The organism is Streptomyces sp. NPDC031265 (assembly GCF_055570295.1).
This window is the reverse complement of sequence record NZ_JBVIHM010000002.1, coordinates 122,204-145,159: the sequence shown is the minus strand read 5'-3', so window position 1 is coordinate 145,159 and position 22,956 is coordinate 122,204. Positions and strand designations below refer to the sequence as shown.

General features: G+C 72.1%; 21 protein-coding genes and 1 pseudogene. 14 read left to right on the top strand and 8 right to left on the bottom strand.

The window, feature by feature from the left end; all coding sequences use genetic code 11:
• Positions 1-120 precede the first annotated feature (120 nt).
• Positions 121-939, bottom strand: coding sequence for a class I SAM-dependent methyltransferase (locus ACZ499_RS04845; RefSeq protein ID WP_371652089.1), 819 nt, complete (start codon positions 937-939; stop codon positions 121-123).
• A 377-nt stretch (positions 940-1,316) separates the two neighbouring features.
• On the opposite strand from ACZ499_RS04845, the gene rpsA reads away from it, so the two are divergent.
• Entirely contained in the window at positions 1,317-2,825 is a 1,509-nt protein-coding gene (gene rpsA, locus ACZ499_RS04840; protein WP_371652088.1) for a 30S ribosomal protein S1, read from the top strand.
• A 91-nt stretch (positions 2,826-2,916) separates the two neighbouring features.
• On the opposite strand, the gene ACZ499_RS04835 is transcribed toward rpsA, so the two are convergent.
• Positions 2,917-3,882, bottom strand: a complete 966-nt coding sequence (locus tag ACZ499_RS04835) for a right-handed parallel beta-helix repeat-containing protein (protein WP_468672322.1) — start codon at positions 3,880-3,882, stop codon at positions 2,917-2,919.
• A gap of 324 nt (positions 3,883-4,206) precedes the next feature.
• On the opposite strand from ACZ499_RS04835, the gene ACZ499_RS04830 reads away from it, so the two are divergent.
• The 4 genes from ACZ499_RS04830 (at position 4,207) to ACZ499_RS04815 (ending at position 6,690) form a co-directional block, all read left to right on the top strand.
• Positions 4,207-5,088, top strand: a complete 882-nt coding sequence (locus ACZ499_RS04830; protein WP_385537129.1) for a PAC2 family protein — start codon at positions 4,207-4,209, stop codon at positions 5,086-5,088.
• A gap of 79 nt (positions 5,089-5,167) precedes the next feature.
• Positions 5,168-5,770, top strand: coding sequence for a dephospho-CoA kinase (gene coaE / locus ACZ499_RS04825; RefSeq protein ID WP_468672320.1), 603 nt, complete (start codon positions 5,168-5,170; stop codon positions 5,768-5,770).
• 68 nt (positions 5,771-5,838) lie between these two features.
• Complete coding sequence (locus ACZ499_RS04820) at positions 5,839-6,225, top strand: DUF3592 domain-containing protein (protein ID WP_468672319.1); 387 nt, start codon at positions 5,839-5,841, stop codon at positions 6,223-6,225.
• Positions 6,226-6,318: 93 nt separating this feature from the next.
• A complete protein-coding gene (locus ACZ499_RS04815; protein WP_385537042.1) occupies positions 6,319-6,690 on the top strand; it encodes a tetratricopeptide repeat protein in 372 nt (123 codons plus the stop codon).
• On the opposite strand, the gene ACZ499_RS04810 is transcribed toward ACZ499_RS04815, so the two are convergent.
• Positions 6,687-6,947, bottom strand: coding sequence for a DUF6343 family protein (locus ACZ499_RS04810; protein ID WP_468405174.1), 261 nt, complete (start codon positions 6,945-6,947; stop codon positions 6,687-6,689). The genes ACZ499_RS04815 and ACZ499_RS04810 overlap by 4 nt on opposite strands.
• Positions 6,948-7,091: 144 nt before the next feature.
• Here ACZ499_RS04810 and ACZ499_RS04805 point away from each other — a divergent pair.
• Positions 7,092-8,000, top strand: a pseudogene (locus tag ACZ499_RS04805) (acyltransferase domain-containing protein).
• 31 nt (positions 8,001-8,031) lie between these two features.
• Here the strand turns inward: ACZ499_RS04805 and ACZ499_RS04800 are convergent.
• A complete protein-coding gene (locus tag ACZ499_RS04800; RefSeq protein ID WP_468672317.1) occupies positions 8,032-8,466 on the bottom strand; it encodes a hypothetical protein in 435 nt (144 codons plus the stop codon).
• A 301-nt stretch (positions 8,467-8,767) separates the two neighbouring features.
• Here ACZ499_RS04800 and ACZ499_RS04795 point away from each other — a divergent pair, with 301 nt between their 5' ends.
• From ACZ499_RS04795 to ACZ499_RS04775, 5 genes are all read left to right on the top strand, one after another.
• Positions 8,768-10,048: an esterase/lipase family protein gene (locus tag ACZ499_RS04795; RefSeq protein ID WP_468672314.1), complete on the top strand. Its 1,281-nt coding sequence runs from the start codon at positions 8,768-8,770 to the stop codon at positions 10,046-10,048.
• Between the two features lie 106 nt (positions 10,049-10,154).
• Positions 10,155-11,204 carry an alpha/beta fold hydrolase gene (locus ACZ499_RS04790; protein ID WP_468672312.1) on the top strand — a complete coding sequence of 350 codons (1,050 nt, stop codon included), beginning with the start codon at positions 10,155-10,157 and terminating at the stop codon, positions 11,202-11,204.
• Between the two features lie 7 nt (positions 11,205-11,211).
• Positions 11,212-12,723: a carboxylesterase/lipase family protein gene (locus ACZ499_RS04785; RefSeq protein ID WP_468672310.1), complete on the top strand. Its 1,512-nt coding sequence runs from the start codon at positions 11,212-11,214 to the stop codon at positions 12,721-12,723.
• A gap of 101 nt (positions 12,724-12,824) precedes the next feature.
• A complete protein-coding gene (locus ACZ499_RS04780; RefSeq protein ID WP_468672307.1) occupies positions 12,825-15,653 on the top strand; it encodes a DEAD/DEAH box helicase in 2,829 nt (942 codons plus the stop codon).
• 97 nt (positions 15,654-15,750) lie between these two features.
• Positions 15,751-16,974 carry an SWIM zinc finger family protein gene (locus ACZ499_RS04775; protein ID WP_468672305.1) on the top strand — a complete coding sequence of 408 codons (1,224 nt, stop codon included), beginning with the start codon at positions 15,751-15,753 and terminating at the stop codon, positions 16,972-16,974.
• A 19-nt stretch (positions 16,975-16,993) separates the two neighbouring features.
• On the opposite strand, the gene ACZ499_RS04770 is transcribed toward ACZ499_RS04775, so the two are convergent.
• Both ACZ499_RS04770 and ACZ499_RS04765 read right to left on the bottom strand, forming a co-directional pair.
• Positions 16,994-17,647, bottom strand: coding sequence for a DUF2293 domain-containing protein (locus ACZ499_RS04770; protein WP_468672846.1), 654 nt, complete (start codon positions 17,645-17,647; stop codon positions 16,994-16,996).
• 115 nt (positions 17,648-17,762) lie between these two features.
• Positions 17,763-18,974: a pyridoxal phosphate-dependent aminotransferase gene (locus ACZ499_RS04765; protein WP_385537021.1), complete on the bottom strand. Its 1,212-nt coding sequence runs from the start codon at positions 18,972-18,974 to the stop codon at positions 17,763-17,765.
• A 115-nt stretch (positions 18,975-19,089) separates the two neighbouring features.
• Here ACZ499_RS04765 and ACZ499_RS04760 point away from each other — a divergent pair, with 115 nt between their 5' ends.
• Positions 19,090-19,743, top strand: a complete 654-nt coding sequence (locus ACZ499_RS04760; RefSeq protein ID WP_468672303.1) for a winged helix-turn-helix transcriptional regulator — start codon at positions 19,090-19,092, stop codon at positions 19,741-19,743.
• 90 nt (positions 19,744-19,833) lie between these two features.
• Positions 19,834-20,475: a nucleoside/nucleotide kinase family protein gene (locus tag ACZ499_RS04755; protein WP_468672301.1), complete on the top strand. Its 642-nt coding sequence runs from the start codon at positions 19,834-19,836 to the stop codon at positions 20,473-20,475.
• A gap of 4 nt (positions 20,476-20,479) precedes the next feature.
• Here the strand turns inward: ACZ499_RS04755 and ACZ499_RS04750 are convergent, their stop codons facing one another.
• Both ACZ499_RS04750 and ACZ499_RS04745 read right to left on the bottom strand, forming a co-directional pair.
• A complete protein-coding gene (locus tag ACZ499_RS04750; protein ID WP_468672300.1) occupies positions 20,480-21,439 on the bottom strand; it encodes a carbohydrate kinase family protein in 960 nt (319 codons plus the stop codon).
• Positions 21,436-22,341: a pseudouridine-5'-phosphate glycosidase gene (locus ACZ499_RS04745; protein WP_468672299.1), complete on the bottom strand. Its 906-nt coding sequence runs from the start codon at positions 22,339-22,341 to the stop codon at positions 21,436-21,438. The genes ACZ499_RS04750 and ACZ499_RS04745 overlap by 4 nt, the downstream gene beginning before the upstream one ends.
• Before the next feature lie 196 nt (positions 22,342-22,537).
• Here ACZ499_RS04745 and ACZ499_RS04740 point away from each other — a divergent pair, with 196 nt between their 5' ends.
• Complete coding sequence (locus ACZ499_RS04740; protein WP_468672297.1) at positions 22,538-22,927, top strand: cupin domain-containing protein; 390 nt, start codon at positions 22,538-22,540, stop codon at positions 22,925-22,927.
• Positions 22,928-22,956 lie beyond the last annotated feature (29 nt).

The window sequence follows — 22,956 nt, the reverse complement described above, 5'->3', positions numbered from 1 at the left end:
GCCCGGGCCCGTTTCCGGCCGTCCACAGACCAGCTGGTTTGTGGGTTCGTATTACTAATAGGGTGCGGCGGGCCCTCCGCCGGGGCAGCCGAACCCGGCGCGGGCCCGGCCGCGCCTGAACTAATCCCGCTCGCACACGAAGATCGCTGTGCCCGGAATCAGATTGCCCCGCAGCGGGGACCAGCCGCCCCACTCCTGCGTGTTCCAGGCCGGCCACTCCGGCTCGACCAGGTCGACCAGCCGGAAGCCCCCCGCCACCACGTCGCGCACCCGGTCGCCCAGCGTCCGGTGGTGCTCGACGTAGACCGCGTGCCCGGCCTCGTCCTGCTCCACATACGGCGTGCGGTCGAAGTAGGACGCGGCCACGCTCAGCCCCTCCGGGCCCGGCTCGTCCGGGAACGCCCAGCGGATGGGGTGGGTGACGCTGAAGACCCAGCGCCCGCCGGGCCGCAGTACCCGTCGTACCTCGCGGAAGACCCGCACCGGCTCGGCCACGAAGGGGACCGCCCCGTACGCCGAGCACGCGAGGTCGAAAGAGCCGTCCGCGAACGGGAGCGCCCCCGCGTCCGCCTCCACCAGCGGAACCGCCCCGCCGTCGATGCGCAGCGCGTGCTGGAGCTGCCGGTGCGAGAGGTCCAGGGCGACCGGCCGGGCGCCCTGGGCGGCCAGCCAGCGCGAGCACTGAGCCGCCCCGGCGCCGATCTCCAGGACGTCCAGTCCCTTAAGGGACTCCACGGGTCCGAGCAGTGCCGCGTCCGCCTCGTCCAGCCCCTCGGGGCCCCAGACGAAACGGTCGTCGCCCAGGAACGCTCCGTGGTCGGTCTGGTACTCATCGGCGTTCCGGTCCCACCAGCCGCGGCTGGCCCGGCTGCTCTCCGCGTCGCCTGCGTCACGCCGCGTCGCATCGGGCTCGTATTCGGCCTCGTACTCTTGGATCATCGTGCCCGTCGTTGTAGTTTGCGCAGAAGCGCGAGCGCGGCTGTGCCGCCGCTTTCTGCTTGGGCCGGCATGGGCCTGCGTGGCCTCGGAGGACCTTAATTCTGCCGGGATTGCGGGGATCCGCCCCCGGTGTGCGCCTTCGCGCATTGACCGTGTCCGGCTGCCCCCGTATGCTACAAGTTGCGCTGCGAGCCTGCGCACCTCAGACGTAGCAGGCGCGCTTCCATCTGTTGCATGTCCCCTCGGTTTGTCGAGGCGCCCACCGGACCGACCCGGAGTGGCGCTTCCTAGGCTGTCCGGCTTCTGCAGAGGGCGATGAGGGCTTTCGGCGTAGCAGTACCTACGACTTTCTGTCCGTAACCGGAGCCCTTACCCACATGACGAGCAGCACCGAGACCACCGCCACCACCCCGCAGGTTGCGGTCAACGACATCGGTGACGAGGAAGCATTCCTCGCCGCGATCGACGAGACGATCAAGTACTTCAACGACGGCGACATCGTCGACGGCGTCATCGTGAAGGTCGACCGGGACGAGGTCCTGCTCGACATCGGTTACAAGACCGAAGGCGTGATCCCGAGCCGTGAGCTCTCGATCAAGCACGATGTCGACCCGAACGAGGTCGTCAAGGTTGGCGACGAGATCGAGGCCCTGGTTCTCCAGAAGGAGGACAAGGAAGGCCGTCTGATCCTGTCCAAGAAGCGCGCTCAGTACGAGCGCGCCTGGGGCACGATCGAGAAGATCAAGGAAGAAGACGGCATCGTCACCGGTACCGTCATCGAGGTCGTCAAGGGTGGTCTCATCCTCGACATCGGCCTCCGTGGCTTCCTGCCGGCCTCTCTCGTCGAGATGCGTCGTGTCCGCGACCTCCAGCCCTACGTGGGCAAGGAGCTCGAGGCGAAGATCATCGAGCTGGACAAGAACCGCAACAACGTGGTCCTGTCCCGCCGCGCCTGGCTCGAGCAGACCCAGTCCGAGGTTCGCCAGACGTTCCTCACCACCCTGCAGAAGGGTCAGGTCCGCTCCGGCGTCGTTTCCTCGATCGTCAACTTCGGTGCCTTCGTGGACCTGGGTGGCGTCGACGGTCTCGTGCACGTCTCCGAGCTGTCCTGGAAGCACATCGACCACCCGTCCGAGGTTGTCGAGGTCGGCCAGGAAGTCACCGTCGAGGTTCTCGACGTGGACATGGACCGCGAGCGTGTCTCCCTGTCGCTGAAGGCGACGCAGGAGGACCCGTGGCAGCAGTTCGCCCGTACGCACCAGATCGGTCAGGTCGTCCCGGGTAAGGTCACCAAGCTCGTTCCGTTCGGTGCGTTCGTGCGCGTCGACGAGGGCATCGAGGGCCTGGTCCACATCTCCGAGCTGGCCGAGCGCCACGTGGAGATCCCGGAGCAGGTCGTCCAGGTCAACGACGAGATCTTCGTCAAGGTCATCGACATCGACCTCGAGCGTCGCCGGATCTCGCTGTCCCTGAAGCAGGCCAACGAGTCCTTCGGTGCCGACCCGGCGTCGGTCGAGTTCGACCCGACCCTGTACGGCATGGCCGCGTCCTACGACGACCAGGGCAACTACATCTACCCCGAGGGCTTCGACCCCGAGACCAACGACTGGCTCGAGGGCTACGAGACCCAGCGCGAGGCGTGGGAGGGCCAGTACGCCGAGGCGCAGCAGCGCTTCGAGCAGCACCAGGCCCAGGTCATCAAGTCCCGCGAGGCCGACGAGGCCGCCGCTGCCGAGGGCGCTGCCGCCCCGGCCGCCGGTGGCACCGCCAGCGCCGGCATCTCGGGTGGTTCGTACTCCTCGGAGTCGGACGACAACTCCGGCGCCCTGGCGTCGGACGAGGCCCTTGCTGCCCTGCGCGAGAAGCTGGCGGGCGGCCAGAGCTGACGCTCTGACCCCGGTCGGTAGATAGCCGAATGTAAGGCCCGCTCCCCATTGGGGGGCGGGCCTTACATCGTTTTCCGGGGGCGGACGGCTGTCACGGGGTGACCGCGATGTTGGTAAGCCCCTTTCCGCCGGTGACGGTGTTGCTGCTGTAGACGGTCGTCGGGCAGCCGCTCGCGCTGTAGTTGGTCACGTTGACGGCGAGTCGCAGCGAGCCGGGGGAGTCGCTCAGATCCGACCTGTTGGAGCGGAAGACAGTGCCGCAGCCCCAGCCGGACTGCTGGGTGTGCGTCTCGTAGCCGTTGTTGAGGGTGTGGACGCCGGTGTTGCCCTCGACCACGACCTTGTTGCCCTTCACATCGACCCATGAGTCGTCGTAGTTGGCGTTGGTCAGCCCGCTGCCGTCGAAGTGGTTGCCGGTGATCCGGGTCCCCGTGGTGCCTTCTTTTACGTCGACGTTCTCGCCACCGACGCCGGGGCCGATGGTGTTGCCGAGTATCTGGACCTGGTCGCTCCTGTCGGAGAGGTCGCCCGTCGTGCCGACGTACACGCCCTCGCCCATGCCCGAGCCGTCCCGGCCGGTGTCGTAGACGCGCGAGTTCTTGATGACGCCGTTCTTGCTGGACTTGCGGAAGTGGACGCCCTCCATGGCGAGGCCGTGCACGGTCACGGAGTCGATGACGACACCGCTCGCCGCGTCCATCATGATCCCCTTCTGACCGCCGGTGACGCTGACGCCCTGGACCGTCCAGTACGAAGCCCCGTTGAGGTACAGGCCGTAGCCGCCGCTCGCCTTGAGCACGGCTTTCGACGAGCCCGTGAGGGTGATCCGCGCGGACGGGGTGCCGGCGGCGCTCGTCTTGAAGTTGCCGGTGTACGTGCCGTCCGCGAGCCGGATGGTGTCACCGGGTTCGGCGGCGGCGAGCGCGGACTTCAGCTGGGCGGCCGTGGACACGTCGATGACGGCGGCGGACGCGTCGGCGGATGCGGCGGCGAGACCGAGTCCACCGGTGGCGAGGGCACCGGTGAGGAGGGAGGCGAGCAGCGGGCGGTTACGCATAGGGGTCCTCCGGGTCGAGGCGGGGGCAACCGTTCTCATACGCGGGAAGTTCTCTTACCTGAACGCTGAACGCGTTTCTGAACTTCGTGCCGTCAGGTGACGGTAGGGAGGGCGCGTGGGCATGTCAAGGTCCGGACCAGCGGCCGGAAATCGCGGACCTGACCCCGTATCGGCCGCTGTGAGAACAGCATGTGAAACGGACGCGCGCGGGAATGCCGCTGTCCCATGGGGCGTTCTTTCCTACGAACACGAGGAGGAGCGGTAATCGTGCTTGATCCGCAGGGTTTGTACGAATGGGAGCCGAAGGGCCTCGCAGTCGTCGACATGGCGCTCGCGCAGGAGTCGGCCGGCCTGGTCATGCTGTACCACTTCGACGGATACATCGATGCGGGTGAGACCGGCGAGCAGATCGTCGGGAAGCTGCTGGACAGCCTGCCCCACCAGGTGGTGGCCCGCTTCGACCACGACAGACTCGTCGACTACCGCGCCCGCCGACCGCTGCTGACCTTCAAGCGGGACCGCTGGACGGAGTTCGAGACCCCCGCGATCGAGGTGCGCCTGGTGCAGGACGCCACGGGCGCGCCGTTCCTGCTGATGTCCGGCCCCGAGCCGGACGTGGAGTGGGAGCGTTTCGCCGTTGCCGTACGGCAGATCGTCGAGCGCCTCGGCGTACGCCTTTCGGTCAACTTCCACGGCATCCCGATGGGCGTTCCGCACACCCGCCCCGTCGGCATCACTCCGCACGGCAACCGCACGGACCTGATGCCGGGTCACCGCTCGCCCTTCGATGAGGCGCAAGTGCCAGGCAGCGCCGAGTCGTTGATCGAGTATCGGCTGATGGAGGCCGGACACGACGTCCTCGGCGTGGCCACGCACGTCCCGCACTACGTGGCGCGGTCGGCCTACCCGGACGCCGCGCTGACCGCCCTGGAGGCGATCACGGCGGCCACGGGCCTGGTCCTGCCGACCATCGCCCACGGCCTGCGGACCGAGGCGCAGCGCACCCAGACGGAGATCGAGCGCCAGATCGGCGAGGGCGACGAGGAACTCGTCACGCTGGTGCAGGGACTTGAGCACCAGTACGACGCGGTCGCGGGCGCCGAGACCCGGGGCAACCTGGTGGCCGAACCGGCGGACCTGCCGTCGGCGGACGAACTGGGCCGCGAGTTCGAGCGGTTCCTCGCGGAGCGCGAGGGAGACCTGTAATGGTGGGGCGGCGGCAGCTGTAATGGCCCCAAAGGCCCTGGGACCGACGGCATGAGCGGCATCCCCTAGGCTGCCGCCCATGCTGAAGGTGGGCCTGACCGGCGGAATCGGCGCCGGCAAGAGCGAAGTGTCGCGCATGCTCGTTTCGTACGGGGCGGTGCTGATCGACGCCGACAAGATCGCCCGCGAGGTGGTCGAGCCCGGAACCGAGGGGCTGGCGGCGGTGGTCGAGGCGTTCGGCGCCGGGATCCTGGCGTCGGACGGCACCCTGGACCGCCCGGCCCTGGGCGCCATCGTCTTCGCCGACCCCGCGAAGCTTGCGGTCCTGAACGCCATCGTCCACCCTCTGGTCGGCGCGCGCTCCGCGGAGCTGGAGGCGGCCGCGGGCCCGGACTCGGTGGTGATCCACGACGTTCCGCTGCTGACCGAGAACGGTTTGGCCCCCCTGTACGACCTGGTGGTGGTCGTCGACGCCGCGCCCGCCACGCAGCTGGACCGGCTGACGCGGCTGCGCGGCATGGCGAAGCCCGAGGCCGAGGCCCGGATGGCGGCCCAGGTGCCCCGCGAGCAGCGGCTGGCCGTGGCGGACCTGGTCATCGACAACGACGGCCCGCTGGAAGCGCTGGAACCCCAGGTCAGGAAGGTGTGGGGCGAGCTCTTGGAGCGGGCTGCCGCGCGCTAGGTCCGGGCTCCCGCCCGGAAGTCTCAAATCCCCGGCACCGCCTCGTCTCCCGGGATTACGATCCCGATGTGCTCTTCGTACTGGCGGGTTTCACGGTCTTCGGCGGCCTGGTGGCGCTGCTGGCCGGTGCGTACGGGCTGCGCGAGACCCGGCGCATCGCGGCGGCGGGCGGCGTCGCCTGGGCTCTGGTCAAGCCCACCCTGCCCGGTTCCGGGCGCCCGCTCCTCCAGTACGAGACGGCCGACGGCCAAGTCCTGGAGCTGCCGTCCCCCGTACCGCCCACCCGCCGCGAGCCACTGACCCCGGGCGCGCGCGTCCAGCTCGCCTACGATCCGGCCGACCCGCGCGAGGTCGTTCTGCTCGGCCGGGAACGAACGGGCCTCGACCGTACGTTTGTAGCGGCAGGAGCCGCCGTACTGGCCGTGGGTCTCGTCCTGGCGATGGCCGCGCTGTGAACGGGCCTCGCACTCCGTGACGGGCGGAATGAATACGGAATACCGGAACTGGGCAGCGCGTTGTCAACGCGCAGCGAGGGAAAGGACTCGACCGTGGCCGAGAGCACGCCGGAAACACACGTCATCGACTTCCGTGCGGCGGAGCAGCTGCTTGCTGCCCGTGACCCTCGTGGCGCGGTGAAGCTCCTCGACTCGGTCGTCGCGGCCCACCCCGAGAACACCGCGGCCCGCCTTCTGCGCGCCCGCGCGTTCTTCGCCTCGGCCCAACTCCGTGCGGCGGAACTGGAGTTCCAGCTGGTCCTGGAACGCGAACCGGACAACGCCTTCGCCCACTTCGCCCTGGCCCGCACCTACGAACGCACGTCTCGCCCCGACCAGGCGGTCCGCCACTTCCGCCTTGCGGCGGCCCTGGATCCGAAGCCGGAGTATGTGGAGGCGGCGCGGTTCGACGCGGACGGCGCCTAACGCCGCCGAGGCGGCTCGTACGGCGGGATGTCCGGGCCCGGCTGGTAGTGGGGGCCCTGATGGATGTGGTGGATGATCATGCAGAGGTCGATCGTGATCACTAGGGCGAGTGCCGCGCACGCGGCCGTCCAGCCGGGACGGCCCTCCAGGGCGAAGCCCGCCGTGCCGGCGAGGGCCCAGACCAGCCCCCATACGCTCAGCCAGAACCTCATCCGCAGGGGACTGCGCGCAGTCGCGGGTTCACTCCCAGTGCGCATGGCCATCGCCTCTTCAGGGAAATTTTACCCGCTGGATGGCTGAATAGGGCTGTCCGGTGAAGCCCGGTTGTCCGGCAATCCCCGCGTCCCGTGCCCAGTGCCCCGGTGCCGCATAGGGTGACGCGCATGGTGGACGAGGACGCGCTGTTGCCGGTGGGGGACGAGCTGCCCGAGGCGCTGCTCGACCTTGCCGTACCGCACGAGGACATCAACGAACTGGTGGGGATCGCACGGAGGGTGGTGGGCGATCCGGAAGTGGGCGGGCTACTGGAGGAGTCCGTTCGGGCGCTCGTGCGCGACATCGGGGGCATGGGATTTCAGCCTGAAATGCCGGAGATTCCCTAGGGGTTGGAGGGAGCGGCGACCGTCCGACGCCTCTTTCCCGTCCTCGTCCTGCTCGCCGCACTGCCGCATACGCGCGCGTACCACGACGAACGCGCCGTGCCCGCCGACCTCGCCCGCCGCACCCTCGCCGACCTCGGACGCCACATGGCCCTTCATCGCAGGCGCTACGGGAACGCCGGTCTGGACGAGCCGCGATGGCTGTGGCCGCACTTTCGCGGTGAGCTCTACCAGTTGGGACGGTTGCAGTTCCAGCGGACTCGGCTGGGCGAACGTACCGGTGAGGCGGTGCGGGCCGCCGGGCTGCCGCTCGGGCCCGGCGACGCCTGCCTCAGCATCCACATCCCGGACTTCCGCGGGCCGTTGACCCCGCAGGCGTGCGACGCCTCGCTCGCGCTGGCCAGGGACTTCTTCGCGCTCCACTACCCCGACGAGGTCTACCGGGTCGCGGTCTGCCACTCATGGCTGCTCGACGCGCAGTTGGAGAAGTACCTGCCCGCGGAGTCCAACATCGTCCGCTTCCAGCGCCGGTTCCGCACTCCGTACCGGGAGACCGAGGCGGACGATCAGCTTCCGGTCTTCTTCGTCTTCGGGGATCCGGACCTGCCCGTGGAAGCGCTGCTCCAGCGGACCGCCGTGGAGCGCGCCGTCGCGACCCATCTGCTCGCGGGCGAACACTGGTACCGCGGACACGGGTGGTTCGAGCTGTGATCCGGGCGACAGGTACGCGCCCCGTCCGCCGTCAGTGCACGAACGCGTAGCTGCGCCAGGGCAGTGCGTTCGGCGCGATGTTGTCGCCGAGACGGCTCGGGATGTACGCCGTCTCCTTGCCGCGGCAGTTCAGTGTCCGATACACGCGGACGTCCGCCAGTGTGTTGTTGAGGACCGCCGTGGCGCCCGTCGGCGCCATCCGGTGGCAGCCCGTGATGGGCGGGCTGCTGATCTTGACGATCCGCTCCGCCGCGGTCGAGTACGAGAAGGTGCCGACCGCCGTACGGCCGAGGCTGGAGCAGGCCGCGGTGGCGAGCGTCAGCAGCGCCGCCCCGGTGGCGAAGCCGAGCCGCCTCCTGACCGACGCCGACCGCCCCCACGTGGAGCGTCCCGACGCGGACGGGGACGGCGTGGAGGGGGACGGCTCCGACGAGCGCGGCGCGAGCTGGGACACAGGCACGGACATGAGCGGTCCTCGTCTGTACGGTGTACGGCGGTGGTACGGCGGTCAGTAACGTCACCCTGCCCGGTGCACGCCACCCGGGCATCCCGTGCGCGGCCGGCCGGGCGACGCCACTCCCACCAGCCGCCCGTGTGTGGTCCGCGCGCGGTCGTCCCCACATCCGCTAGCCCGCTTATGTGGTGCGCACACATCCCCCACCCGTGCACCGCCTGCCTAGCGTCTTGGTCGCAGCCAGATCAGCCTAGGCAAGGGGGCCCAAGACGTGCGCAGCAGACACCGTGGGGGATGGAGAACGGCGCTGGCCGTGACAGCGGCACTCGGCGCGATCCTGTCGGCGGGAGGCACCGCCACCGCCGGAAGCACCGCCACAGAGGGCAGCACCGCGACCGCCCCACCGCCGTACCTCACCCAGGAAGCCGCCTACGGCTCCGGCACCGTCACCAACGGCTGGGAGAAGGTCGAGCGCTACCGCGACACCACCCCGGGCTTCCAGGCGGCCGCCGCCGAGGGCTACCCGCCGGACGGGCGCGGCAACCAGGACGGCGTCCGCGTCACCTATTTCGGTGGCGTCGCCCGCCCCACCTCCGACCGCTTCCTGCTCTACTCGGCCCCCGGCTGGAACACGGGCGCCAAGGCCACCCCCGTCCTCCTGGTGCACGGCGCCAACGACACCGCCGACCGGGCCTGGGCCAACCCCGGCGAGTCCGGCGGCTACGGCTGCGGCGCCCTGTCGTGCCCCTCGACCGGCATGATGCAGTACCTGGCGGCCCGCGGCCACCGCGTCTTCGCCATCGGCTTCGCCCACAAGCAGGGCGACAACCTGATGCAGGCGCAGGCCGTCGGCGACGCCGTCGCCCTCATCAGGGCGAAGCTGGGCGTCGGTCAGGTGGACCTGGTCGGCTGGAGCAAGGGAGAGCTCTCCACGCGCGCGTACGTGTCGTCCCTGAAGCCCTCCTGGGGCCGCGCGTACGCCGGTGACGTACGGAAGCTGCTCACGCTCGGCGGCCCCAACGGCGGCTTCGACTACCCGTACGCCCACGGCTGGGCCCACGACTTCTCGATCTGGCCGGAGTGCGGCGGCAAGATCAACGCGCCCTCCCCGCACTCCCGGATGACCTGCTACGGGACGTACACGGCGCACCCCGAGTTCTCCATGACGCCGTCCGGCGGCTACGACGACTACCCCGGCCAGCGGCAGATGCTGGCCCGCTGGGACGGCGTGTACGGCGTCGACCAGACGGCCCAGGACTGGTACACGACGTACTACGGAGGCCAGGGCTTCTACACGGCCGGTGACGGCATCCAGCCGGCCATCGACGCGGGCTCGCTGGTCGCCCCGCTGCAACGGGCCGGAATCCCCGCCTCCGTCACCACGTATCTGCTGGCGGGCGGCTCGCCGGACGTCATCGGCATCTTCAACGAGAACCGCGGCCCGAGCGACGGGGTCGTCTTCGTCTCCAGCGCGCTCGACACGACCGGTGTCGGCAAGGTCGGCGGCAAGGCCACCGTGACCGGCGCCAACCACCTCGAACTCGGTTGGAACAGTGCCTCACAGGCTCAGGTCGCCTCCTGGCTGGCCGCCTGAGCCCGTCGTCCGGCCCCCGGCTCCGGCATCCTGTCGGAGCCGGGGGCCGAGGTCCTGAAGCCACCCCCCCCCGGAAGTCGAACCCTGAAGTCGAAGGACGGCCCGTATGTCCACGCTCACCGCACGCCGGGTACCGACTGCCCGGCTCACCCAGCACATCCTGGAGGACGCCTCCAGGAACGCGGGCGAACCGGTCGTCTTCGTCCACGGAAATGTCTCCTCCTCCGCCTTCTGGCAGGACGCGATGCTCGCCCTGCCCGAGCGCTACCGGCCGATCGCCGTCGACCTGCGCGGCTTCGGCGGCACCGACCCACTGCCGGTCGACGCGACCCGTGGACTGCGCGACTACGCCGACGACTTGCTGGCCCTCCTCGATGCCCTGCATATGGAGCGCGCACACTTCGTCGGCTGGTCCATGGGAGGTGGTGTGGTGCTGCAACACATGCGGGACCGGCCCGCCATGGTGCGCTCGCTGACGCTGGTCAACCCGGTGTCTCCGTACGGCTTCGGCGGCACCAAGGGCGTGGACGGGCGGCTCAACTCGCCGGACGGCGCGGGCTCGGGCGGCGGCACCGCCAACCCCGACTTCGTACGGCTGCTGGCCGAGGGCGACCGTGGTGAGGAGTCCCCGCTCTCGCCCCGCCGCGTGCTCGCCCTCTGCTACGTCAAGCCCCCGCTGCGGCTCGAACGGGAGGACGAGTACGTCGAGTCGATGCTCAGCACCCGGCTCGGCGACGATCACTACCCGGGTGACAGCATGCCCTGCGAGGTCTGGCCCGGCACCGCCCCGGGCACGCGCGGGGTGCTCAACTGCCTCGCCCCGACCCACTTCCGCATCGACGACCTGCACACCGCCCTCGCCGCGCTCCCGGCGAAGCCGCCGGTCACCTGGGTGCGCGGCGAGGACGACGTGATCGTCTCCGACACCTCGCTCTTCGACCTCGCCCACCTGGGCGCGATCGGCGCGGTGCCCGGCTGGGACGGCACCCCGGCGCAGCCGATGGTCGCCCAGACACGGCACGTTCTCGCCCTTTACGCGCGCGTGGGCGGCAGGGTACGAGAGGTGACGGTGCCCGGAGCAGGGCACGCGGTGCACGTCGAACGCCCCAAGGAGTTCGGCGAGGCCCTGCTGGAGACGCTGGCCGAAGGAGTCTGAGGCGCAGATGGAACCGATCAAGCCGGTGGAACCGCCCGTGACGCGTGTGTGCACGACCCGGCAGGGCGCGGTGCGCGGCCGGACCGGGAGCGACGCGGTGACGTCCTTCCTAGGCATCCCGTACGCGGCACCGCCGTTCGGCCCGCTGCGGTTCCGCGAACCGGCGCCGGCGGCCTCCTGGGAAGGCGTACGGGACGTCTTCGCGCACGGCCCGTCGGCGCCCCGGGCCCCGTACGCCCCGCCCATGGACGCCCTGATCCCCGACGCCGACGGCGGACAGGGCGAGGACTGCCTCAACCTCAGTGTGTGGACCCCGCACCCCGGGCCGGGCGGCGGCCTGCCGGTGATGGTCTGGCTGCACGGCGGAGCGTTCTCCAACGGCTCGGGGGTGGGTCCGGCGTACGACGGCACCGCCTTCGCGCGCGACGGCGTCGTCTGTGTGAACGTCAACTACCGCCTCGGTACGGACGGTTTCCTGCGGCTGCCCGGCAGGCCGGACAACCGCGGGCTGCTCGACCAGATCGCCGCCCTTGAGTGGGTCCGCGACAACATCGAGGGCTTCGGCGGCGACCCGGACCGCGTGACCGTGTTCGGCGAGTCGGCGGGCGGGATGAGCATCGGCGTCCTGCTCGCACAGCCACGCGCGCGTGGGCTGTTCCACCGGGCGGTCCTGCAGAGCGGCGCCGCCCACCACTTCCTGCGGCCCGCCACGGCCGACCTGATCACCGCACACCTCGCGGCCGGGCTGGGCATCGAGGCCACGGGGACGGAGCTGACCGACGCGTTCGCCCGCGTCCCCTTCGCGGACCTGCTGCCGGCCCAGGCCGGGCTGCGGGCCGAGATGGGCGCCCGCCCGGACCCGGCGCTGTGGGGTGAGGCGATGCTCAACATGATGCCCTTCGAGCCGGTCCTGGACGCGCTGCCGCTACCCTCCGCCGACTGCGGGGTGGACCTGCTCGTCGGCAGCAACCGCGAGGAGTACCGCCTCTTCCTGGTCCCCACCGAACGGCTGCACCTCCTGAGCGAGCGGAAGCTGCGCGCGACGACCGAGGCGTACGGGCTCGACCCCGACAAGGCGCTGCCCGTCTACGCCGAGAGCCGCCCCGGCGCGGGCCCCGGCGAGCTCTTCGACGCCATCGCGACCGACTGGTTCTACCGGATCCCGGCCCTCCGCGTCGCCGAGTCCGTGCCCGGCACGCACGTGTACGAGTTCGCCTGGAGCTCGCCCCAGTACGGCGGTCTGCTCGGCGCCTGCCACAGCGCGGAGCTCGGCTTCGTCTTCGACAACCTGCGCGACCCCGTGTACGCCCCGATACTCGGCGAATGCCCGCCCCAGGGCCTCGCGGACGCGATGCACGGCGCGTGGGTGGCCTTCGCGGCGACCGGCGACCCGGGCTGGGACGCCTACGACCGGGAGACCCGTACGACGATGGTCTTCGGTGCCTCCCAGGACGTCCCGACCGAGCTGGTCCGGGACCCACGGGCGGCGGAACGTGCCTTGTGGGAGGGGGTGCGCTGAGGCCGTGGTGCCCGATTGTCAGACCCCGCCCGTAAGGTCGTAGAGCAGTCGTGGATCGCGTGCTGATCCACGGCCCTACGCACGAGGGGAGGTGACCTGACATGACGCAGCCCGAGCGGACGACGGCGCTCGCGCCGCTGCCCGGCGTGTCCGCGGCCGCGGTGTTCCTGCCCGCAGGGCTGCCCCGCGAGGGCAAGGTCGCCTTCTGGGACCCGTCGGGCGGCCCGCTGCCCCAAGGCGATGCCGGCGCGGGGGAGGTCACTGAGCTGACCGTGGTGCGGCGCCACGGCAGCGGCGCCGGGCGGCGCACCGTCGCGGCCCGCCTGCTGCCCGTCACCGACGCCCTGCCCCTGCTCGTCCGGGCCCGGCACCACCCCGCCGCGCACCCCGCGGCCGCCTGCTGGGGCGCCGCCGCTCTGCACGCCCTGCACCTGGTCGCGCGCGGCAAACTGCTGCCCGGGCTGACCGGGACCGATCACGACGCCTGGCGGGCGGGCCCGCTGGACGCCGACGACATCGCCCAGCTCCGGGCCATCGCCGCCGCCATGCCGTACGAGGCGTATGGAGTCCCGGTGCCGGGCCGCGGCCCGCTGCGGCTGCCCGACCCCGAGGCGCTGGTGCGGGCCTTCCTGGACGCGGTCGCGGACAGCCTGCCGCGCACCCCGGCCGCCGCCCACGCCGTCGGCCCGGCGTTCGCGGCGGCCGCGCCCCAACACCTGCCCGGTGCGCGCCTGTGGGCGGCGGAGGCGGCGGCCGGCATGGACGCGGGCGTACGGGTGTCCCTGCGGCTGGACCTGTCCGGATACGGGATGTTCGACAGTGACGACGAGGAGGACGCGCGGCGCGCGGGCTCGGCGGTCGTCCAGGTCCACAGCCTCGCCGACCCCAGCCTGGTCGTCGACGCGGCGGGCCTGTGGGCGGGCGAGCGGTCCGACGCTTTCGGCCCGCGCGCGCGGATCGACGCCCTGCTCGCGCTGCGCCGGGCCGCCCGGGTGTGGCCACCGCTTGGCCTGCTGCTCGAACGGTCGGTGCCGGATGTGCTGCCGCTCACCGAGAGCGAGCTGTACGACCTGCTCGGCTCGGCCGCGACCCGCCTGGACGCGGCGGGGGTCGCCGTGCACTGGCCGCGCGAGCTGGCCCGCACCCTGAGCGCCACCGCCGTCGTGCGGCCCGCGCCGGGCTCGGCGACCGACGGCACGGCGTTCTTCGACGCCGGGGAACTGCTCGGTTTCAACTGGGAGCTGGCGCTCGGCGGCGAGCCGCTCAGCCAGTCCGAGATGGACACCCTGGCCGAGGCCCACCGCCCGATCGTGCGGCTGCGCGGCCAGTGGGTGGTGGCCGACCCCGAGCTCGTACGCAAGGCGAGGAAGCGGGACCTGGGGCTGCTCGACCCCGTGGACGCGCTCTCCGTCGCGCTCACCGGTACCGCCGAGGTCGACGGCGAGACGGTCGAGGCGATCCCCGCCGGCGCGCTGGCCGTCCTGCGCGACCGCCTCACCGAGGGCCCGCAGGCCACCGTCCAGCCCCCGGGCCTGGACGCCACCCTGCGCGACTACCAGCTGCGCGGCCTCGCCTGGCTGGACCTGATGACCTCGCTCGGCCTCGGCGGCTGCCTCGCGGACGACATGGGCCTGGGCAAGACGATCACCGTGATCGCCCTCCATCTGCGCCGCGCGCGGCCCGAGCCGACGCTGGTGGTGTGCCCGGCCTCGCTGCTCGGCAACTGGCAGCGCGAGATCGCCCGGTTCGCGCCCGGGGTTACCGTGCGGCGCTTCCACGGCAGCGACCGCAGCTTGGCGGACGTGGCGGGCGGCTTCGTCCTCACCACGTACGGCACGATGCGCGGCAGCGCCCCCCAACTGGCCGCGCACACCTGGGGAATGGTCGTCGCGGACGAGGCGCAGCACGTCAAGAACCCGTTCTCGGCGACGGCGAAGGCCCTGCGGACCGTCCCCGCGCCCGCGCGGATCGCGCTCACCGGCACCCCGGTCGAGAACAACCTCTCCGAGCTGTGGGCCCTGCTCGACTGGACGACGCCCGGGCTGCTCGGTCCGCTCAAGTCGTTCCGCGCCCGCCACGCGCGGGCCGTGGAGAACGGCGAGGACGCGCAGGCGGCCGAGCGCCTGGCCCGGCTGGTCCGCCCCTTCCTCCTTCGGAGGAAGAAGTCCGACCCGGGCATCGTGCCCGAGCTGCCGCCCAAGACGGAGACGGACCACCCGGTCCCGCTCACCCGCGAACAGGCCTCGCTCTACGAGGCGGTCGTCCGGGAGGCCATGGCCGGGGTCGAGGCCGCCGAGGGCATCGCCCGCCGCGCCCTGATCATGAAGCTCCTGACGGCCCTGAAACAGATCTGCAACCACCCGGCGCAGTATCTGAAGGAGACCGCGCCCCGGCTGCACGCCCGCTCCGGCAAGCTCACCCTCCTCGACGAACTGCTCGACACGATCCTGGCGGAGGACGGCTCGGTCCTCGTCTTCACCCAGTACGTGTCGATGGCCCGGCTGCTCTCCGCGCACCTCACCGCGCGCGGAGTCCCCTCCCAACTCCTGCACGGAGGAACGCCGGTGGCGGAGCGGGACCGTCTGGTGGACGCGTTCCAGTCCGGTGAGGTCCCCGTCTTCCTCCTCTCCCTGAAGGCGGCCGGCACCGGCCTCAACCTCACCCGGGCGGGCCACGTCGTCCACTACGACCGCTGGTGGAACCCGGCCGTGGAGGAACAGGCCACCGACCGCGCGTACCGCATCGGCCAGACCCAGCCGGTGCAGGTCCACCGGCTGATCGCCGAAGGCACCGTGGAGGACCGCATCGCGGAGATGCTCGCCGCGAAGCGCGCCCTGGCCGACGCGGTCCTCGGCTCCGGCGAGAGCGCCCTGACCGAACTCACCGACCGCGAGCTCGCCGACCTCATCTCCCTGCGGAGAGGAGCATGAACGCTGACCGGCTCCCCACGCCCACGCCCCCGACGCGGCTCCCCGCGTTCCCCACAGGGCACCCCACTCCCCGTTCCGCCCCCGAGAGGAGGCCCGTATGAGCCCGCTTCCGACCACCCGGTACGACGACCGCCGCCGCACCTTCCCGGCCCTGGGCGCCCGTTCGGAGCGGACCGGTACGTGGTGGGGCGGGGCCTGGGTCGAGGCGCTGGAGGACCTGGCCCTGGACCCGGCCCGGCTGGCCCGTGGCCGAAAGTACGCGGAGGCGGGCCATGTCGACGCGATCACCGTCACGCCCGGCCGGATCACCGCGTACGTACACGGCTCCCGCCCCCGCCCCTATCGCACGGAACTGCGTCTGCGCACCCTGCCCGACCAGGCATGGGAGGACTTCCTGGACACCGCGGCCCAGGACCCCTCCCACATCGCGGCGCTGCTCGACAAGGACCTGCCGCACACCCTCGCCGACCAGGTCGACCTGCTCCCCGCCTCCGGCGACCTGGTCCCCGACTGCTCCTGCCCCGACGACGGCTACCCGTGCAAGCACGCGGCGGCGCTCTGCTACCAGACGGCCCGGCTGCTCGACGAGGACCCGTTCGTCCTCCTGCTGATGCGCGGCCGAGGCGAGCAGGAGACGCTCGCCGCGCTCACCCGCCGCAACACCGCCCGGATGGCGGTGGAGCGGGAGACTCCCGCGCCCGAACTCCCCACGGTCGCCGCCCGCGAGGCCGTCCGGGCCGCCTCGCGGCCCGAGCTGCCGCTCCCGTTCCCGCCCCTCCCGCGCGCGGGCCATCCGCCGGCCTTCCCCACACTCCAGGGCGCCCCCGACCCGCTCGCGCTCGATCTGCTGGCCACCGAGGCGGCGGCCCGGGCGCACGCCCTGCTGGCCACGGGGGAGGACCCGATCGCGTCCCTGTCGACGTGGCAGGACGCCGTCCGCCTGGCGGCGGCCCACCCGGGCTCCGGCGTGACCTCCACGACCAGGGCGCTGTACGCCGCCCTGTCCCGGGCCACCGGTCGCACCCCCACCGATCTGGCCCGCGCGGTGGCCGCCTGGCGCCAGGGCGGACTTACGGCGCTTGCCGTCCTGGAAGCCCCCTGGGACCCTCCGGCGGGCCCCTTCGACCGCGCCCGCCCCGCCCTGACAGCCGCCGGCCACCCCGGCTTCCGCCCCTGGCGCAACCACCTCTCCACCCCCACCACCCAACTCCGCTACGGCCGCGACGGCCTCTGGTACGCATACGAGTCCGACCCGGGGCGCGAGGACTGGTGGCCGCGGGGGATACCGGCGCGGGACCCGGTGGAGGCGGTCACGCGGTGACGCCGCCGATGCACCGGTGTCACCGTTCCCGCCCCGCAGCCCAAGCCGCGAGCACCGCCTCGATCCGCGGCGCCACCGTTGCCCTGGCCCGGTTGCGCGGCACCCGGGCCATCAGGAGCTCGTCGTAGGGCGTGTCCAGGTGGCGTACGGACGCGCGGACCGCCGCCGTCACCGCGTCCTCGTCCAGGGCGCGGCCCGCCGCGCTGCGGCCCACGCGCCCGCTGCCGCGTAACGAGGCGTGGACCGCGACGTCATGGGCCCGTTCGGGCGGGCAGCCCGGGAACAGGCGCAGGATCTCGGCCTCCAGCGCCGCGGTGAAACGGACGTCCTCGGCGGCCCGCCTGAGCGCGTCGCGGGCACGGCGGCGCGCGCGTGCCTCCGCGTCGGCCAGACAGCGCTCCTCGGCGACGGCGAGCGCCGCCTCCTCGACGAGCACGCCTTGGCGTTCGTACCGGCGCCGGCGGCGGTGGAAACGGATCACGACGGCCGAGAACGTGCTCTCCTCGCGGGCGCGGCGCGTCAGGGCCGTGTCGCCACGAGGCAGGAACACGAGGTGTCCGAGATCGGCGCAGTCCAGACAGCGCGGGGTGCCCGTGTCCAGGACCAGCCGGGGGAGGGGACCTCGGTCGCACTCGGCGCAGCGGTGACGGCGTCTGGGTTCGATGACGAGAATGGGGCGCCTCCCTCTCCCGTTTCCCCCACTCTCCCGATCCCGCGATGTGCGTTCGGGTAAACCGCGTGCGCGGGCCACGGACCTCGGGCGCCCGGGCTGCGCACCCGGTTCCGGACTACTGCCGGTACCCGCTCAAGAACCGCCCGATCCGGCTGATCGCCGCGTCCAGGTCGTCCGCGTGCGGCAGCGTCAGGATCCGGAAGTGGTCCGGGCGGGGCCAGTTGAAGCCCGTGCCCTGGACCACCTGGATCTTCTCCCGCAGCAGCAGGTCAAGCACGAACCTCTCGTCGTCTTCGATCGGGTGAACCTTGGGGTCGATCCGGGGGAACGCGTACAGCGCGCCCTTCGGCTTCACGCAGGACACGCCCGGGATCTCGTTCAGCTTCTCCCAGGCCCGGTTGCGCTGCTCGTACAGCCGTCCGCCCGGCGCGGTCAGCTCCTTGATGGACTGGCGTCCGCCGAGGGCGGCCTGGATGGCGTACTGGGCGGGCGCGTTGGGGCACAGCCGCATGGAGGCGAGCATGGTCAGCCCCTCCAGGTAGCTCTTGGCGTGCTGCTGGGGGCCGCTGACGACCAGCCAGCCGGAGCGGAATCCCGCCACGCGGTATGTCTTGGACAGCCCGCTGAAGGTGAGGACGACGAGGTCGGGGGCGAGGGCGGCGGCGGTGTGGGCGACGGCGTCGTCGTAGACGATCTGGTCGTAGATCTCGTCCGCGAACACCATCAGCTGGTGGCGTCGGGCCAGGTCGAGGATGCCCTCAAGGACCTCCTTCGGATACACCGCACCCGTGGGGTTGTTGGGGTTGATGATGACGACGGCCTTGGTGCGGTCGGTGATCTTCGACGCCATGTCGTCGAGGTCGGGGTACCAGTCGGCCGACTCGTCGCAGATGTAGTGCACGGCCTTGCCGCCCGCGAGCGTGGTGACGGCGGTCCAGAGGGGGAAGTCGGGTGCGGGGATGAGGACTTCGTCGCCGTCTTCGAGCAGTGCCTGCACGGCCATGGAGACCAGCTCGGAGACGCCGTTGCCGAGGAAGACGTCATCGACGGAGACGTCCGGCAGGCCCATCGCCTGGTAGCGCTGGGCGACGGCGCGGCGGGCCGAGAGGATGCCGCGCGAATCCGTGTAGCCGTGGGCCTGCGGGAGCATCCGGATCATGTCCTGGAGGATCTCCTCCGGCGCCTCGAAGCCGAAGAGTGCCGGGTTGCCGGTGTTGAGCCGCAGCACGCTGTGGCCCGCCTCCTCCAGCGCGTTGGCGTGCTCGATCACCGGGCCGCGGATCTCGTAACAGACCTCGCTCAGCTTGCTCGACTGCCGGAACTCCATGCCGTGGCCCTCCCGCGTTGCCCAGATCCCTCTGGCGTGACTCGCCTGTTCTGCGTCACTTGGTTTTACCAAGTTGGAGCTTGGAAAGTCCAACATGTTGTCTAGACTGCGTTGTATGCCACGTCAGCCACGCCGTCGAAGTTACGACCAGTACTGCGCCGCTGCCCGCGCCCTCGATGCCGTCGGGGACCGGTGGACGCTGCTGATCGTCCGGGAACTCCTCGCGGGACCGCGTCGTTATACAGATCTGCACGCAGATCTGCCGGGCGTCTCCACGGACGTGCTCGCCTCCCGGCTCAAGGACATGGAGCGCGAGGAGCTGGCGACCCGCCGCAAGCTGCCCCCGCCCGCGGCCGCGACGGTGTACGAACTGACAGCGCGCGGACGCGAGTTGCTGCCCGTGCTGACCGCCCTCGCGGCGTGGGGTGCGCCGGATCTCGCCGAGCGGCGGCCCACCGACGCCGTGCGCGCGCACTGGTTCGCGATCCCGCTGATTCCGCTGCTGCGCCGCCTTCCGTACGCCCCGGCGGTCCTCGACGTACGCCTGGACGAGGGCGAGTTCCACGTCCGGACCGGCGGGGACGAAGGCGACGGCGGCGCGGTGTACGGGGACGGGCCGGCGCCGGACGCCGACGCCCGGCTCTCGATGGACGCCGACACCTGCCGCGCGCTCGCAGGAGGCAGGCTGACGGTCGAGGAGGGCGTCAAGGCCGGGCGGATCCAGGTGACGGGCGAGGGGCCCGTCGCGGCGGCACTGCGGGGCGAGTGACCGTCCGCCGTACGGCATGGCTGTACGGAACGTCTCTGCGCCCTCCGGGGCTGCCGTCGCACCCGCCGGAGCAGCCCGCATCATGGAGGCGTGCGACTCGAAGCGATCACGTGGGAACGGCTGACCGAGGCCCTGGCGGAACGGGCCGTGGACGCGCAGGCCGAGGGTGACGTCCCCTGGCTGCGCGTCGGCGTCGACGGGGCGCTCGCGGCCCGTCCCGGTGAGCTGGCGCAGTCGCTCGCCGAGGCGCTGCGTGTACGGGGGCGGTCGGTGCTCGTCCTGTCCACGGAGGGCTTCCTGCGGCCCGCCTCGCTGCGCTACGAGTACGGCCGCGAGGACCCGGACACGTACTTCGACGGCTGGTTCGACATCGCCGCGCTCTGGCGGGAGGTGTTCGATCCGCTGGAGGCCGGGGGCGGCGGTCGGGTGCTGCCCGACCTCTGGGACCCGGTGACGGACCGGGCGACCCGGAGCGAGTACCGGCTCCTCCCGAAGGGAGGAGTGCTGCTGGTGCACGGGCCGTTGCTCCTGGGGCGCTGGTTCCCCTTCGACCTCACCGTCCACGTCCGTCTCTCGCCGGGCGCGCTGCGGCGGCGCACGGAGGACGGCGCCCGGTGGACGCTCCCGGCGTTCGAGCGGTACGAGGACGAGGTGCGGCCCGCCGAGGCCGCCGACGTGGTCGTGCGCGCCGACGACCCCAGGCATCCGGCGTGGAACGGCATGGCCCGTTAGCGGATCAGTCGGGTGCGGGCGGCCGTCCGCCCACCACCGTCACGGCCTCCGCGCCCGCCCGGCAGCCGGCCGCCGCCGCCCCGGCCGGGTCCGCACCCGCGAGGAGGGCGGCGAGGAAACCGCCGGTGAAGGCGTCGCCCGCGCCCGTCGAGTCGACGGCGGCCGCGCCCGGCGCCGGGGCCGCCACCTGGGCGACGACCTCACCGGCCACCGCCACCAGTGCCCCGGTCGCCCCGAGCGTGACCGCGACCAGCGGGAACCTGCGGCTCAACTCCGCCGCCGCACCCGCCGGTTCGGCAAGCCCGGTGAGCAGCCGCGCCTCGTCGGCGTTGGGCAGCAGCACCTCCACGCCCTTGGCCGCCGCCAGGAACCGCTCGACGCCCAGCTCGGCCAGGAACCCCGCCGACGCGGGGTCCAGGCTCACCGGAACCCCGGCGTCCAGCGCCGAACGGCAGGCGGCGAGGGCCAGTTCGCGGCTCGTGTCGGCGAAGAACAGATAACCGGAGAGGTGCAGTCGGCCGACGCCGTTCAGGAACGCCGGGTTCCAGTCGGCGGGGGATATGCGCAGCACGGCGCCGCTGTCGGTGAGGAAGGTGCGCTCGGCGGTCGCGGTGTCGACCAGCGAGACGACGGTGGCGGTGGGCGCCGCCGGGTCCGGGATCAGCAGGGGCCGTACGCCCGCGCGCCGCAGCCGGCGCTCGTGCCAGGCCAGCGCGTCGCTCCCGACCCGGCCCAGGACGCGTACGTCCGCGCAGCCCGAACGAGCCGCCCAGCAGGCCGCGTTGGCCCCCGCCCCGCCCGGGACCGTACGGATCTCGGCCGCCGTGTCCGTGGCGGGCGCCAGCGGCCCCCGATGCCGGGCGACGACGTCGGTCACCACGTCCCCGACGACCAGGAGGCCGCGGGGCGCACCGGTCGTGGGGGCCGCTGCGCCCTGCCCCGTCCCGGCGGGCGCATCGGTCACAGCGCCGCCGCGATCGCCGCCGCAAGGCGTACATTGCCGCGCACCGCCGCCACGTTCGCCTCCAGGGACGCCCCGCCGGTGTGCCGCACCAGATGGTCGAGCAGGAAGGGGGTGACGGCCTGGCCCGTGATCCCCTGCTCCCGGCACGAGGCCAGGGCCTCGGCCAGCACCCGGTCGTGCAGCTCGGGGTCGAGCTGTTCGGCCTCCGGCACCGGATTGGCCACGATCAGCGCCGAGTCGGGGCCGATCGCGTCATGGGACCGCAGCACGTCGGCGGCCTCCTCAGGGGTCCGTACCGTCCAGTCGACCGGCTCGCCGGAGTCGGCCAGATAGAACCCGGGGAAGCGGTCCGTTCCATAGCCGACCACCCCGATGCCCAGCGTCTCCAGCCGTTGCAGCGTCGCCGGTACGTCGAGGATCGACTTCACTCCCGCGCACACCACCGCGACCGGCGTCCGGGCGAGGAGCCGCAGGTCCGCCGACTCGTCCTGCGTCTCGGTCCAGCCCCGGTGGACGCCGCCGAGCCCGCCGGTGGCGAAGACGCGGATGTCCGCCCAGTGGGCCAGATACGCGGTCGCGGAGACGGTGGTGGCCCCGCTCGCGCCCGTGGCGAGCGCCATCGGCAGATCGCGGTGGCCGAGCTTGCGCAGCCCGCCGCCCGCGACGCGCTCCAACTGGTCCTTGTCCAGGCCGACATGGGGCCGCCCGTCCAGGACCGCGACCGTGGCGGGGACGGCGCCCCCGGCCCGTACCAGCTCCTCCAGCTCCGTCGCCACCCGCAGATTGCGCGGGCGCGGCAGTCCGTGCGCGATGATCGTGGACTCCAGAGCGACCACGGGACGCCCCTCGGCCAGGGCCTCGCGCACCTCTTCGGACACCTTGAGTACGTCGTCGTAGGACATGCACCATCCCTGGCGCGCCCGGGCACCGCGTAAACGTCTCTCCTGCGATCACCTGTGCGAGGCGCGCGGAGGCGGCGGCCGCGAGGCCTACGGGGCCCGCCCCCGCGACCCACTCACGGGGAGTCTGCTCCCGGTCGGCGGTTCCGGCCAGAGGCGGCGTCGAGGACGTCGCAGGACATGGCTAGATTGGCGCGCCATGACGACCAATGATCACATCGAGACCCCCTCCGTTGTCGCGGCCGCACCGGCCTCGTTCGTTGTCCACATCCCGGACGCCGAGCTGGAGCCCGAGCCCCTGGACCCCGGCCAGATCGTCTCGGGCGCCCCCGAGGTCACCGGCAAGGTGCTCTGGGAGTCGCCCGACGGCCAGCAGGTGCGCGGCATCTGGCAGATCACTCCCGGCGTGGTGACCGACACCGAGGCCAATGAGCTCTTCGTGGTGGTCAGCGGGCGCGCGACCGTCGAGGTGGCGGGCGGCGACACCCTGGAGCTCGGCCCCGGCGACGCGTGCGTGCTGCGCGAGGGCGACCGGACGACGTGGACCGTGCACGAGACGCTGCGCAAGGCGTACCACATCAGCCTCTAGCGCCCCCAGCGCCCGGCCCGGCCTGGAGC

What these genes read in the sequence shown, in the direction of transcription:
- ACZ499_RS04845 (WP_371652089.1), bottom strand. Translation starts at nt 939, where the DNA reads ATGATCCAAGAGTACGAGGCCGAATACGAGCCCGATGCGACGCGGCGT.
- rpsA (WP_371652088.1), top strand. Translation starts at nt 1,317, where the DNA reads ATGACGAGCAGCACCGAGACCACCGCCACCACCCCGCAGGTTGCGGTC.
- ACZ499_RS04835 (WP_468672322.1), bottom strand. Translation starts at nt 3,882, where the DNA reads ATGCGTAACCGCCCGCTGCTCGCCTCCCTCCTCACCGGTGCCCTCGCC.
- ACZ499_RS04830 (WP_385537129.1), top strand. Translation starts at nt 4,207, where the DNA reads ATGGCGCTCGCGCAGGAGTCGGCCGGCCTGGTCATGCTGTACCACTTC.
- coaE (WP_468672320.1), top strand. Translation starts at nt 5,168, where the DNA reads ATGCTGAAGGTGGGCCTGACCGGCGGAATCGGCGCCGGCAAGAGCGAA.
- ACZ499_RS04810 (WP_468405174.1), bottom strand. Translation starts at nt 6,947, where the DNA reads ATGCGCACTGGGAGTGAACCCGCGACTGCGCGCAGTCCCCTGCGGATG.
- ACZ499_RS04800 (WP_468672317.1), bottom strand. Translation starts at nt 8,466, where the DNA reads ATGTCCGTGCCTGTGTCCCAGCTCGCGCCGCGCTCGTCGGAGCCGTCC.
- ACZ499_RS04790 (WP_468672312.1), top strand. Translation starts at nt 10,155, where the DNA reads ATGTCCACGCTCACCGCACGCCGGGTACCGACTGCCCGGCTCACCCAG.
- ACZ499_RS04785 (WP_468672310.1), top strand. Translation starts at nt 11,212, where the DNA reads ATGGAACCGATCAAGCCGGTGGAACCGCCCGTGACGCGTGTGTGCACG.
- ACZ499_RS04780 (WP_468672307.1), top strand. Translation starts at nt 12,825, where the DNA reads ATGACGCAGCCCGAGCGGACGACGGCGCTCGCGCCGCTGCCCGGCGTG.
- ACZ499_RS04775 (WP_468672305.1), top strand. Translation starts at nt 15,751, where the DNA reads ATGAGCCCGCTTCCGACCACCCGGTACGACGACCGCCGCCGCACCTTC.
- ACZ499_RS04765 (WP_385537021.1), bottom strand. Translation starts at nt 18,974, where the DNA reads ATGGAGTTCCGGCAGTCGAGCAAGCTGAGCGAGGTCTGTTACGAGATC.
- ACZ499_RS04760 (WP_468672303.1), top strand. Translation starts at nt 19,090, where the DNA reads ATGCCACGTCAGCCACGCCGTCGAAGTTACGACCAGTACTGCGCCGCT.
- ACZ499_RS04745 (WP_468672299.1), bottom strand. Translation starts at nt 22,341, where the DNA reads ATGTCCTACGACGACGTACTCAAGGTGTCCGAAGAGGTGCGCGAGGCC.
- ACZ499_RS04740 (WP_468672297.1), top strand. Translation starts at nt 22,538, where the DNA reads ATGACGACCAATGATCACATCGAGACCCCCTCCGTTGTCGCGGCCGCA.